Below are 13359 nucleotides of genomic sequence, written 5' to 3'. Positions count from 1 at the left end.
CGGGCGCTACTTCGCCGGGGCCGTCGTGACGTTGGGCTTCGTGACCTTCGTCGGCGTGACGCGCGGCGGCGGGTCGATGCTCTGGAACGCCCGCACGCCCTTGAGCGACTTCACCGGATCGAGTTCGTCGACATCCTCATGCAGGATGCGGCGAATTTCGAGAATCGCCTGCGGCGTCTCCTGCACGCTATGGCCCGAGACAATCACGCGCTCGGATTGCGCCCCTTCCAGATGGGCACTCGCATACGGCACCACGCCGTCGCTCGATTCCTGAAGCGGGCCCGCGGCATTGCGGCGCGCAATGATCGAGTGATATTGCACCTTGGGCGAGATGCCGAGTCCGGCCGCCGCCACCACATAAGGATCGTTGTCGCGCAGTTGGTCGATGCTGTTGGGCACGTAGCGCGTCTTGCCTTCCGAGGGGTTGTCTTCCGAACCGGTCGCGTAGTGCAGCACGTCGTCGATGCCCGAGAGCAGCGTGACGGGCAGCTTGATGAGGTTGGAGATCCAGCGGCCCAGCCGGTTGCGCGCGAACGGGGTGCCGCGATGCGGGGCCGCGATGAAGATCGCCCGCTCGAACTGCGGCATCGGCGCGAAGTGGAAGAGCGGGTCGAGCCGGTCGCGGGCGCGCGTCAGTTGATCGCCATCGAGGTGGTAATCCGCCTGAAACGCATTCCAGAGCTGGTCGTCGGCACTCGACACCATCAGCCGTGCGATCACACCGCCCATGCTGTGGCCGATGACCACGGCGTCGTGCGACGCAGCCGATTGGCCGTCCGGGTCAAAGTGCTTGAGTGTTGCGTCGAAGGCGTTGCGAATCGCCATGGCGTTCACGAGCAGCGGCGCGTTGGTTGGGTAGTACACCTGCCAGATCTGGAAATGCTCGCGCAGTGCGGCGTCGCCCTGAATTTCATTGGCCAGATTCACCCATGCCTCCGGGCTGCTGGCGAGGCCGTGCAGCATCAGGATCACCCGGCGGCTGGGGTCGAACGGCTGCATCAGGTAGATATGCGGCCGTACGATGCCCCGGTCGCGCCCGAACAGGGTGCGCAGCGATTGCTCGGCAAAGCCCGAGCGGGCGAGCCACAGGCCGTAGCCCGCCGTGAAGTTGCCCGCCAGCGGCACGGTCTGCCCATGCAACTCGATCGACGTCTGACGGTAGGGGTCGTACACGACGAGCGTGGCGACCTGGGTGGTCAGAATCTCGTCGAGCGTGTTGCCGTTGAAGCGCAACAGCAGCGTGAGCGACGGCGACGACATTTCACTGAACTCGGGGCCGGCGTTCGGGTCGGTCGCCCGGTGAAAATCGCGCGACGCGAGGCTTTCCTGACTGGTGCGGGCACGACTGCTGCCCCCTTGGCGGTCATTCGCGTTCTGTGAATAAACGTTGTCGTTGTCAGGGCCGGTCGAGGCGTCGCCACGCGGTGCCGGGGTGCGGCCCGTGGCGACCACCGCCTCGGCGGCCGATTTTTCATCGAGCACGGCCACCAGTTCTGCGCCGAAACCGTCGCGGCGATACGGGCTGCGCAGGCCTGCAAAGCGCAGTGTCGATGCGGGCAGCACTTCGCGTGGCTGGGTGCGGTTGTTGGCAAAACGCACGCTGCTGGCGTCAACTGGCAGCGTCCAGCCGGCGATCTTGTCGCTGCCAGTGCGCTGTACGCGGCGGAACAGCGCCACCGAGAACATCTGCACCGCGTAGTTGTAATAGTCGCGAACCTGCGTCTGGCGGTCTTCGAAAGCGCGCTCGCTAGAGGGGCGGTCACCGTAGAACAGGTAGGCGTAGGCGTAACGCGCCGAGCGCAGCCAGAGATCGAACTGCGAGTCGTTCCAGAGTGTATCGCCGGTCGGCGTTTGCGCGATCGCCAACTGCATCGACATTTCGGCCATGGCGGCCAGCCGCCGGTCGATGTCGATTTCCTTGGCACGGCCGAGCGCGTCGATGCAGTCGAGCGACGGCTTGGCGCAGATCGTCTCGTCCAGACCCGCCACGCGAATCGTCTCGTCGGTGGCCGCGCTGAGCTTGCCCGTGGACAGGATGTCACCGCGTTTCATCGCAATGTACTGATCCGGGCCGAGCGAGCGCACTTCCACCATGGCGCAGCCGCTGAGCCATACCGCGCTCGCCATGAGCGCCGCATACGGCAAGAGACGCCGCCAGACGGTGCGCGTGGGGGCGGCTGCGGCTGGCGTCGCCGGGGTACGCATCACGACGATCACGGCGTCACCTTCGGGGCGTCGCCGGGCACACCTTGGCGAATCAGCGTCGAGAAGTCGGGGGAATCGCCGGCCGCCAGCGCGCGTTTGACGAAATCGCCGCGCGTCTGCAATTGCTCGTAGGTAAAGCCGGGCGTGAGGCCGCCCTGATCGTAGGCGTATTGCGCGAAATAGCCGGACAGCAGCAGGCGGTAATCCAGCGGCAGGCCGGGGGCAATGATGCGGGCCAGTTCGAACACGATGGTGGTGCAGTTGCTGGTGAGCGTGTTGTACCACTCGGGGGTGCGTTGCAGGTCGCGGGCGCGTTCCAGATAGCCGATGAAGACCTTGCGCAACTCGGCGGCGGGAATATTCAGGCGGTAGAGATGCACGTCTTCGCCGCGCACATTGCTGCGCACGCGCAGGATGTCACGCTCGTCGGCGGCGACCAGCGTGGCTTCGAAGTCCTTGAAGAAGCCGCCGACAGCCGAGAAGGCCTGACCGCGCTTCTTGCGAATCTCGATCGAGAACACCACGCGTTGCCCGTCAGAGAAACCGAACGACACCAGCGTGTGGGCGATGGCCGGTCCCATCCAGTAGGACAGCGCGAGATCGGCACTCACGAGCTTGTCCAGATCGTAGCGGCGGGTTTCCCAGCGCGGGGTGAAGTCGGTCTCGGTGCGCCATTCGAAGTTGCGCACATTGCGCAGCGTGACCTGCGAGCCGTTCCAGTGCGGGTCGAGCAGTTGCGCGACATCGGGCGCCCAGTCACGGTCATTGGATGGCCGCAGCGTCTGCCACCAGGCGATCACCAGAATCGCCACGATCAGGAACGCGAGCGGCCAGCCTCGCAGCGGCGCACCGGCCCGCACGCGCAGCAGCGCCACGATGGCGAGGACGCCGAGCGCAACCCACAAGGCGATGAGGGCGTAGCGCACGAGCGCGGGGCCCGGGCACTGGTAGGCGAGCGCCATTGCGCCCCAGGCGCACGCGCCCAGCACGATGAGGGCGAGGAAGGTGCGCAGCACGTAGACGTACCACGCGATGTGATGGCCGGCGAGCGCGTCGCCGGCGTGAGATTGCAGTTGCACCATGTTTTGCTGATCTGAAACCTGACTGTCCTGCCGGCCACGCGGCCCAGCCGGCGCGGTGTACGACCCATTTCTTGAGTTCGCCCCGAAGAATACCAGCAGACAAGCGCAGTCCTATGGAATCACGGCCAGATTGAAAACAATCGGCGCGGCGGCCCAGCGAGGCGGGACCGCCTGTGCATGGGCTTCAGACCGGATGTCCGACGATCAGCCGCAGCGACCCGTCGAAAAACGGTTGCGTGCGCAGTGCGCCGTATTTCTCGTCCCACGTTCCGTTGTCGAGATCGCGGCGCAGGCGCTCGACAAAGTTGTCTTCCACGTGAGGTTCGACAAAGCTCCATGCGGAATTGGCGCGGCGTGCGCCCGGTTCGAGCAGCCGCTCCGGGCGGCCGTAATACGCTTCGCTGAAACCGTCGGTGCAGGCCAGCGGAATCTCCACTGGCTGCACGTCCACGCGTCCGCCCAGCCCTTCTTCGATCGCGGATATCGACGGGTATCGGCGCGCTTCGACAGCAATCATCTCCGGCGCATAATCGGCCAGCCATGACATATGCAGGCGGGCAGGGGCGCAGGTCAGGATCAGGACCGGGCCGCGCGTCACGCGCCGCATTTCGCGCAGTCCGGCGGCGAGATCGGGCCACTGGTGAACCGAAAACGTCGCCATGCTGGCGTCGAACGAGGCATTGGCAAAGGGCAGATTCTGCGCCACGCCATCAATGGCGACGGGCAGGTGCGACGGCCGCTGGGCCCGCATGGACGCCGACGGCTCTACCGCGACGACGCTGCGGCCGACGGGCTCGTAGGAGCCTGCGCCTGCACCGACGTTGAGCACCGAATGCGCATCGCCCAAGGCTTGCCGGATAAACCCTTCGATATGGGGTTCGGGCTGACGGTACCGGGTATAGCCGATGCCGATCGTGCCGTAGTTCGCGTCGCCGGCACTCCCATCGTTAAATCGCTTATCCATTGAAACGGCCCTTTTTGACGTTTTCTGACGTTGTGTGAGAATCGCTATCGGTCCATGCCGTCATCGTAACGACCCGGTTTTGCCGTAATGTGACGATATTCAACCGTGTATGCGATGAAAGGATAGGGTTTTCGGCACGCGCCGAAAATCGAGTTTTTTCGTCATATTCGATAGTTTATTTAACGAAAGAGGGCGAAATGCGAGACTTGCCGCCGCTATCGCTGCTGCGCGCATTCGAAGCGACGGCCCGGCACCAATCGGTGACGAAGGCCGCCGAGGAGCTGTTTCGCACGCACGGCGCGGTCAGCCGTCAGTTGAAGTTGCTTCAGTCGCACGTGGGCGCGCCGCTGTTCGATAAGGACGGGACAGGGTTGAAGCTCAATGCCCACGGACAGGGCCTGTTTGCACTCGTCACGTCGGTGTTCGAGCAACTGGAACAGGGCTACACGCGCATTCGCACACAGGCAAAGCGCTCGGGGCTGCACGTGGCTTGCAGTGCGACGTTTGCGATGCGGTGGCTGGTGCCGAATCTGGCTGACTTCTATCGGCAGTACCCGGATGTGGGGATTCGGCTGTCGATGACATCGGCCCGGGAGATTCGCAGCGAAGGCGCGGATCTGGTGATTGCGTGGGATCTGACCTCGTACCCGGAAGTCGATCGCCAGCGTGCGATTCGCTTGGCGCCGGTGGCCTTCGGGCCGGTATGCGTGCCCGGCTATCGACGCCGGGCGGCCACGGGCACGCGCATCACGCACGACTTCACGTCGAGCGCGTGGACCTACTGGGATGGGCAGTCGGCGGACAAGATCGGGGCGGGCGGGGAGATTGCATTTCCGCACACGCACCTGTGCATCGAGGCGGCATTGTCCGGGCTGGGTGTCGCACTCGTCGAGCGGCGCTTGGTGCGAAAGGAGCTCAGTGAAGGGCAGTTGGTGGCGCCTTGGGGCTTCATGGAACTACCGTTCGGCCTGATGGCGCTGCCGGGGGAAGGCGCACCGCCGCCCGATTTCGACAACTTCTTGCGCTGGCTGCGCGAGCGGCTGGCGCGAGAGGCGGCGTAATTCACTTCTTCACCGGATCATTCTCCGAAAGCGCGGTATCCGACCAGCCGCCGCCGAGATCGCCGATCAACGCGGTCGCGGCCAGCAGGCGCGACTCATGCACGTTCAGGGCATTCTGCTGCGTATTGAGCTGCGTGGTCGTTGCCGTGACGACGGTCGTGTAGTCGACCGTGCCCGCCTGATATTCGTTGAGCGCGATGCGCGCGCCGTCGGTCGCATCCTTCACGGCAGAGTCCAGTACCTGCGACTGCTGCTCAAGAATACGCAGCGACGCCAGATCGTTCTCCACGCCTTGCAACGCGGTAAGCACCGTGCCGCGATAGTTGGCCACTGCCGCGTCGTAGCCAGCCTTTGCCGCATCCACCTTGGCGCTGCGCTGCCCGGCGTCGAAAATCGTTTCGCTGGCACTCGCCCCCAGCGACCAAACGTAGTTCGCAATTTTGAACAACCCGGCGACCGGTGCCGCCGAGAAGCCGTCAGACAGCGACAGCGTGATATTCGGGTAGTACGCGGCGACGGCAATGCCAATCGCGGCGTTCTGCGATGCCATCTGACGTTCGGCCACCGCGACGTCCGGACGGCGTTGCAGCAGGGTGGACGGCAAACCGATTGGCACATCGGGAAGTGTCGGCAATGCGTTGTTCGGCGCAATCGTCAGCGACTCCGGATTGCGCCCGACCAGCACCGCAATCGCATGCGCGTACTGCGCCCGCGATACCCCCAAGGCAATCAGACTCGATCGCGCATTCTCGAGCTGCGTGCGGGCCGTGATCACGTCCGACGGCGGCACAGTGCCCGCGCGATCCTGATCGGCCACCACGCGCAGGTACTCGGTGTACGCGTCGACGGTTTGCTTGAGCAGGGCGATATTGGCATCGGTGATGCGCAAGTCGATCACGGCGTTCGCCAGCGAAATCTGTGCGGACAGCGTCGCGTTGGCTAACGTTGCCGCACTGGCCTGCGCTGTCGTGCTGCTTTGTTCGATGGTGCGACGCACCTGTCCCCAGATGTCAGGCGCCCAACTCACCGTGCCTTCGGCGGCGGCCGCATTGACGATATTCGCGCCCGCGTGCGACGCCAGCGCGGCACTGGTGCTGGCGCCGCCACTGCTGCCGCGCGAGCGCGTGGCCGAGCCGTCGATGCCCACCGTCGGGAACAGCCCCGCGCGCGCCACACGCACTTCTGCCAGTGCCTGCTGATAGTTGGCGTAGCTCTGCCGCACGGTCTGATTCGAAATCTCCACCTGCGGCATCAACTCGTCGAGCAGCGGATCGTGGAAGCCTTTCCACCATTCGCCTTTCGGGCCTTCCGCATCGGGCCGGGCCTGTGTCCAGCCCTCCAGTTCGGTGAATTGCGTCGGCATCGCGACCGCCGGACGTTGATAATCCGGGCCAACGGCGCAGGCACTCAGCAGCATCAGACTGGCGAGACAGGCGAAGGTCAGCCGCGGCCACCGGTGCGCGGGCGGTGAGGCTTGCGAGGGGAGTGTCATCGGTTTCATGGTCATGCCTCCGTGCCTTGGCGACGGTTCCAGGGCAGGTGTTTCGACCAGCGTGCGACACGTTCGCGCAGCCGGTCGAGATACAGATAAATGACGGGAGTCGTGTACAGCGTGAAGATCTGGCTGAGCAGCAGCCCGCCCATGACCGTCACGCCCAGCGGCTGACGCAGCGACGCGCCTTGCCCCAGCGCGATGGCCAGCGGCACGGCACCCAGCACGGCAGCGGCAGTCGTCATCATGATCGGGCGCAGCCGCACGACGGCCGCTTCGTGAATGGCGCGCTTGGCATCCAGCCCCTGATTGCGCTGCAACTGGATCGCGACGTCCACCATCATGATCCCGTTCTTCTTGACGATCCCGATCAGCAGAATCATGCCGATCATCGCGATCACCGAGAACGGGGTGCCGAAGATCAGCAACGCGAGGGTTGCGCCGATTCCCGCCGACGGCAGCGTCGAGAGAATGGTGAGCGGGTGAATCGTGTTTTCGTACAGCACCCCCAGCACGATGTACACCACGCCAAGCGCCGCGAGAATCAGCAGCGGCACGGTGCCCATCGATTGCGAGAACGCCTGCGCCGCGCCCGCAAACGCACCGTGAATCGACGCCGGCATACCGATGGCCCGCGCGGCATCGTCGATGGCGACCTGCGCCTGACTCAGCGAGCCGCCCGCCGGCAGGTTGAACGAGACTGTTGCCGCCACCATGCCGCCCTGATGGTTGACCTGCGTGGCGGTATGGCGCGGGTAGAAGCTGGCGAGCGCCGAGAGCGGCACCATCGTCTCCGAGGCCGTACTGTCCGCACTGCCGCTGGAGCTGCCGCCCCGGCTGTTCGCGATGGCGTTGTTCTGCTGATTGGCCACCGCATTCGCATTGAGCGGGTTGGTGCTCGATGCTGCGGTTTTTGCCGTGACGCCACTGACCGTCTTGCTCGACATCTGCGTCTGCGCCGAACCGTTGGCGTTACCCGCCGCCGTACTCAGATAGATCTGGTCGAGCGAATTCGGGTATTGCCAGTACTGCGGCGCGACTTCCATCACCACGAAATACTGATTGATCGGGTTGTAGATGGTAGAGACGGTGCGCTGCCCGAAGGCGTCGTAGAGCACGTTATCGATCTGGTTCGGTTGCAGATTGAAGCGTGCCGCCGTCGCGCGATGGATATCCACATACATCTGCAAACCGTTCTGTTGCAGATCGGTATTCACGTCGAGCATCGTGGCCCGATGCTTGTTGAGTTCGGTGACGAGTTTGGGCACCCATTTGTAGAGGGCGTCGGCATCGTCGCTGGTCAGTGTGTACTGGTATTCGGCTGCCGACGAACGCCCCCCGATGCGCAGATCCTGCTGTGCCTGAAGGAACAGCCGCGCACCTGACACCGCGTTGAGCTTGGGCCGCAGCCGGTTGACGACGGCGTCCGCCGAGAGGTGCCGCTCGGCCAGCGGCTTCAACTGCACGAAGACCGTCGCTGAGTTGAGCGAGCGCCCGCCGGTGAAGCCCGCGACCGAGGCGACGGCCGGGTCGGTCTGGACGATGGTCTGCAACTGTTCGAGCTTCTTGCGCATCGCCGGGAACGAGATGCTCTGATCGGCCATGATCTGGCCGATCAGAATGCCCGTGTCCTGTTCGGGGAAGAACGTGGCCGGCAGCAGGCGGAAGAGAAACACGTTGCCGACCAGCAGCGCCAGCATGACCAGCCCGACCAGCCCGGCGTGATCGAGCACCGCCGTGAGCGAACGGGAGTAGGCATCGCGGAACCGGTCGAACTGGCGGCCGACCCAGACCGACCAGCGGGCTTCCGAGGTGGCCGACTCGCGTGTCAGCACGTAGGCGCACAAGGTCGGCGTGACCGTCAGCGAGATCACCAGCGACAGCAGAATGGCGATCGAGAGCGTGACGGCGAATTCGTGGAACAGCAGGCCGACGATGCCCGGCATCAACAGAATGGGCAGGAACACTGCGATCAGCGACAGGCTCATCGAGAGCACCGTAAAGCCGACTTCCGCCGAGCCTTGCAGCGCCGCCTCCTTGGGCGGCACGCCCAATTCCAGATGGCGCACGATGTTTTCCATCACGACTACCGCGTCGTCCACCACGAAGCCGGTGCCGATGGTCAGCGCCATGAGCGAGAGGTTATCGAGGCTGTAGCCGAGCAGATACATCGGCCCGAACGTGCCGATGATCGACAGCGGCAGGACCACCGCAGGAATCAGCGTCGAGCGCGGCGAGCGCAGGAACACGAACACCACGCCGATCACCAGCAGCACGGCCAGCATCAGCGTGCGCTCGGTGTCGCCCAGCGACGCTTCGACCGAGACCGAACGGTCGAGCGCCACGTTCAGCTTGATATCGCTGGGCAGCGTGGCTTCGACCAGCGGCAGAATACTGCGGATCTGCGAGACGGTCTTGACCACGTTACTGCCCGGCGACGGGTAGACGATCACCAGCACCGACGGCTTGTTGTTGAACAGCCCCGCGTTGCGGATGTTCTCGTTGCTGTCGCGCACGAGTGCCACGTCGTGCAGCATCACCGGTGCGCCGTTGCGGTAGGCCACCACGAGGTCGCGGTAACCGGCCGCCTTGCTGATCTGGTCGTTGGAGGTGACTTCGAAACGCTGGTCGCCCTGATCCAGATGCCCCTTGGCGCTGTTGGCGTTGGCCGCCGAGATCGCCGCGCGCACGTCTTCCAGCCCGATGCCGTAACTGTTGAGCTTGCCCGGCTCCAGTTCCACGCGCACCGACGGCAACGCACCGCCGCCGACGGTGATCTGGCCGACGCCATCGACCTGCGAGAGTTGTTGCAGGATGACCGAGTCCGCCGAGTCGTAGAGCTGCGCCGTGGTCAGCGTGGCCGAGGTGAGCGCAATCACCATCACCGGCGAATCGGCCGGGTTGAACTTGCGGTAGCTCGGGTTGCTGCGCAGAGTGGTCGGCAAGTCGGCCCGGGCCGCCTGAATGGCGGCTTCGACATCGCGTGCCGCACCTTCGATATCACGGTTCAGGCCGAATACCACCGGGATCGACACCGAGCCGACGGTGCTGGTGGAAGTCAGTTCGGTCACGTCGGCGATCACACCCAGCCGGCGCTCCAGCGGTTCGGCCACGGTCGAGGCCATGATCTCCGGGCTGGCCCCGGCCATGCTCGCCTGCACGGCAATGACAGGGAACGACACGTTAGGCAGTGGCGCCACCGGCAGCCGCAGATACGCGAGGACGCCGGAGAGCAGCACCGCGATCGCCAGCAACGTGGTGGCGACCGGGCGCTTGATGAAGAGCGCCGACATGTTCACGGCGCATCTCCTGTGGGCGGTTCGTCCGGTGCCTTCGGTGCGGTCGGTCCGCTTGGGCTGCTTGGGCCGTTCGGGCCGCTCGTCTGGTCAGGGCCTGGCGGCGGGGTGCCACCGCGTGCGGCACGTCGCGCCGCCCGGCGCTCGCGCACCCGCTCGGCCATGCGGTCGAAGTACAGGTAGATGACCGGCGTGGTGAAGAGCGTGAGCAACTGGCTGAGCATCAGCCCGCCGATGATCGCCAGCCCGAGCGGGCGGCGCAGTTCCGAGCCGGTGCCCGTGCCGAGCAACATCGGCAACGCGCCGAGCATGGCCGCGAGCGTCGTCATCAGAATCGGCCGGAAGCGCAGCAGCGACGCTTCGAAGATGGCCTCGCGCGGCGGCTTGTGATGGTTGCGCTCGGCGTCGAGCGCGAAGTCGACCATCATGATGGCGTTCTTCTTGACGATACCGATGAGCAGCACGATCCCGATGATGCCGATCACGTCGAGGTCGCTGCCGGTGATCATCAACGCCAGCAATGCCCCGATGCCTGCCGACGGCAGTGTCGAGAGAATCGTCACCGGGTGGATGAAGCTCTCATACAGCACGCCCAACACGATATACACCGCGACGAGCGCCGCAATCAGCAGATAGACCTCGCTGGAGAGCGAATCTTCGAACGCCTGCGCGGCGCCTTGGAACGACGAAGCGATCGAGGGCGGCAAGTTCACAGCCTGCTGGGCGGCGCGAATTTCCTTCACGGCGCTGGAGAGCGACGCGTCGCTTGCCAGATTGAACGACACCGTCACCGCCGGGAACTGCTGCAAATGGCTGATCGCGAGCGGCGTACTGATGATCTTCAGCGTGGCGATGGCCGAGAGCGGCACCTGACCGCTTGAGCTCGTCTGGCTCGGCAGATAGATCGCGCCCAGCGAGTTGATCGTGTTCAGGCTTTCGGGCTTGGCCACCAGAATCACCCGGTACTGGGCCGACTGCTGGAAGATCGTCGACACAATGCGCTGGCCGAGGGCGTCGTACAGCGCGTTATCGATGGTCGCGGGCGTGATGCCGTAGCGCGCCGCCAGTTGCCGGTTCACTTCCACCTGAATCGACAGGCCGCTGGTGTCCAGATCGCTCGCCACGTCGGTGATCGACGAAATCTTCTTCATGCGGGCGATCAACGGCGGCACGTATTTGGCGAGCGTCGCCTGATCGGGGCCGCGCAGCACGAACTTGTACTGGTTAGGCGATACCGTGGTGTCCAGCGTCAGATCCTGTGCGGGCTGCACATACAGCTTGATGCCCGGCACCCCGGCGGTCGCCGTTTGTATCCGACGTCCGATCTCGGTCGCCGTCTCCGACCGGTCGTCGCGCGCCTTCAGGTTGATGAGGAACCGGCCGTTGTTGAGCGTGGTGTTGATGCCGTCGATGCCGACGTACGAGGTGATCGAGGTCACATCGGGGTCTTTCAGGACGGCCTCGGCGAGTGCCGTCTGGCGCTTCACCATGGCCGAGTACGAGACCGAGTTGTCGGCCACGGTAATGCCTTGCAGCACGCCCACGTCCTGCACCGGGAAGAGCCCCTTCGGGATCACGACGTAGAGCACGACGGTCAGCGCCACCGTGATGAGCGCCACGATCAACGTGAGCAACTGGTGATCGAGCACCCAGCGCAGGCCGCGCTCATAGGCGGCGAGCGTCTTGTCGAACAACCGCTCGCTTACCCGCTCGAAGCGGCTCGGATGGCGGTCTTCCTGCGCCCGCAGAATCCGCGCGCACAGCATCGGCACCACCGTGAGCGACACGATGGCCGATATCACGATCGTGACCGCAAGCGTGACGGCGAACTCGCCGAACAGCCGCCCGATCACGCCGCCCATGAAGAGCAGCGGAATCAGCACGGCGATCAGCGAGATCGTCAGCGACATGATCGTGAAGCCGATCTGCCCGGCACCTGCCAGTGCCGCTTCCAGCGGTGGCATGCCCTGTTCCAGATAGCGCACCACGTTTTCGATCATGACGATCGAGTCGTCCACCACGAAGCCGGTGGCGATGATCAGCGCCATGAGCGAGAGGTTGTCGATCGAGTAGCCGAGTTCGTACATCACCGCGAGCGTGGCGATCAGCGAGACCGGCACTGAAATGCTCGGAATGATGGTCGCCGGCACGTTGCGCAGGAACACGAAGATCACGGCCACCACGAGCACCACGGCGAGCACGAGCTCGAACGCGGCGTCGCTCACCGACGAGCGGATCACGCCCGTGCTGTCGGACACCACGCTCACTTCCATGCCGGCGGGCAGCGTGGCTTCGAGCTGCGGCAGTGCGCGCTTGATCTGGTCGACCGTGGCAATCACGTTGGCACCGGGCTGGCGTTGCACGTTGAGCACGATGGCCGGGGTTTTGTTGAACCAAGCGCCGCGCTCCACATCCTGTGCGGCTTTCGACACGTGGGCGACGTCGCGCAGATACACGGGCGAGCCGTTCTGATAGGCGATGACCGTGTCGAGATAGTCCTGCGGATCGGAGATCTGATCGTTGGCGTCGAGCGTGTAGTCGAGCTCGGGGCCGTCGAAGTTGCCCTTCGGCTGGCTGACGTTGACGTTGGCGAGCAGCGTGCGCAGGTCGTCGAGATTGAGGCCGTAGGCGGCGAGCTTCTGCGGATCGGCTTCGACGCGTACGGCCGGTACGTTGCCGCCTGCGAGCGTCACCACACCGACACCGGCCACCTGCGAGATCTTTGCAGCGAGGCGGTTGTTGGCGGCGTCCTGCAACTGCGTGAGCGAGAGCGTCTTCGAGGTGACCGCCAGCGTCATGATCGGCTGGTCGGCGGGGTTCACCTTGGCGTACGTCGGCGGCGCGGGCAGGCCGCTCGGCAGCAGGCTGGTCGCGGCGTTGATGGCCTGTTGGACGTTTTGCTGCGCGACGTCGAGATTGAGCGCGAGATCGAATTGCAGCGTGATGACCGACGAGCCTTCGGCGCTGTACGAAATCATTTGCTGCAAGCCGGGAATCTGGCCGAGCTGCACTTCGAGCGGTGCGGTCACGGTGGTGGCCATCACCGAAGGGCTGGCCCCCGGGTAGAACGTCTGCACCTGAATGGTCGGGTAATCGACGCTGGGCAGCGATGAGACCGGCAGTACGCGCACGGCCACCAGGCCGACGAGTACGAGCGCGATCATCAGCAGCCAGGTCGCGACCGGGCGCAGGATGAAGATGCGAGAGAAATTCATGAGCGGGCGCCGGGGGTGCGGGGTCTCGGTCGGACGGGCATGGC

7 protein-coding genes are annotated in these 13359 nt (G+C 64.8%); 1 reads left to right on the top strand and 6 read right to left on the bottom strand.

Annotated elements, in window-relative coordinates; genetic code table 11:
* Window positions 1–6: 6 nt before the first annotated feature.
* From CDV46_RS26095 to CDV46_RS26085, 3 genes are all read right to left on the bottom strand, one after another.
* Complete coding sequence (locus CDV46_RS26095) at window positions 7–2217, bottom strand: esterase/lipase family protein (protein ID WP_254916231.1); 2211 nt, start codon at window positions 2215–2217, stop codon at window positions 7–9.
* Window positions 2214–3287, bottom strand: a complete 1074-nt coding sequence (locus tag CDV46_RS26090) for an Lnb N-terminal periplasmic domain-containing protein (protein WP_087725967.1) — start codon at window positions 3285–3287, stop codon at window positions 2214–2216. The genes CDV46_RS26095 and CDV46_RS26090 overlap by 4 nt, the downstream gene beginning before the upstream one ends.
* A 184-nt stretch (window positions 3288–3471) precedes the next feature.
* Complete coding sequence (locus CDV46_RS26085; RefSeq protein WP_087725965.1) at window positions 3472–4251, bottom strand: class I SAM-dependent methyltransferase; 780 nt, start codon at window positions 4249–4251, stop codon at window positions 3472–3474.
* 197 nt (window positions 4252–4448) lie between these two features.
* Between CDV46_RS26085 and CDV46_RS26080 the strand changes: the two genes are divergently transcribed.
* The gene (locus CDV46_RS26080) at window positions 4449–5312 is read left to right on the top strand and encodes a LysR substrate-binding domain-containing protein (RefSeq protein WP_087725962.1); all 864 of its coding nucleotides are present in this window, start codon (window positions 4449–4451) and stop codon (window positions 5310–5312) included.
* A gap of 1 nt (window position 5313) precedes the next feature.
* Here CDV46_RS26080 and CDV46_RS26075 read toward each other — a convergent pair whose 3' ends face one another.
* The 3 genes from CDV46_RS26075 to CDV46_RS26065 are packed head-to-tail and all read right to left on the bottom strand — an operon-like array spanning window position 5314 to window position 13315.
* Entirely contained in the window at window positions 5314–6819 is a 1506-nt protein-coding gene (locus tag CDV46_RS26075; RefSeq protein WP_441339355.1) for an efflux transporter outer membrane subunit, read from the bottom strand.
* Window positions 6816–10103, bottom strand: a complete 3288-nt coding sequence (locus CDV46_RS26070) for an efflux RND transporter permease subunit (protein ID WP_087688968.1) — start codon at window positions 10101–10103, stop codon at window positions 6816–6818. Before CDV46_RS26070 ends, CDV46_RS26075 begins: the two co-directional genes overlap by 4 nt.
* Window positions 10100–13315, bottom strand: a complete 3216-nt coding sequence (locus CDV46_RS26065; protein ID WP_087725960.1) for an efflux RND transporter permease subunit — start codon at window positions 13313–13315, stop codon at window positions 10100–10102. Before CDV46_RS26065 ends, CDV46_RS26070 begins: the two co-directional genes overlap by 4 nt.
* Window positions 13316–13359: the final 44 nt, after the last annotated feature.

The sequence above is a fragment of the Pandoraea sp. PE-S2T-3 genome, from assembly GCF_002179965.1.
Taxonomy (GTDB): domain Bacteria; phylum Pseudomonadota; class Gammaproteobacteria; order Burkholderiales; family Burkholderiaceae; genus Pandoraea.
Note: the sequence above shows the minus strand (reverse complement) of the source record. Positions and strands in the feature narration are given on the sequence as shown.

What these genes read in the sequence shown, in the direction of transcription:
- CDV46_RS26085 (WP_087725965.1), bottom strand. Translation starts at nt 4,251, where the DNA reads ATGGATAAGCGATTTAACGATGGGAGTGCCGGCGACGCGAACTACGGC.
- CDV46_RS26075 (WP_441339355.1), bottom strand. Translation starts at nt 6,819, where the DNA reads ATGACCATGAAACCGATGACACTCCCCTCGCAAGCCTCACCGCCCGCG.
- CDV46_RS26065 (WP_087725960.1), bottom strand. Translation starts at nt 13,315, where the DNA reads ATGAATTTCTCTCGCATCTTCATCCTGCGCCCGGTCGCGACCTGGCTG.
- CDV46_RS26080 (WP_087725962.1), top strand. Translation starts at nt 4,449, where the DNA reads ATGCGAGACTTGCCGCCGCTATCGCTGCTGCGCGCATTCGAAGCGACG.
- CDV46_RS26090 (WP_087725967.1), bottom strand. Translation starts at nt 3,287, where the DNA reads ATGGTGCAACTGCAATCTCACGCCGGCGACGCGCTCGCCGGCCATCAC.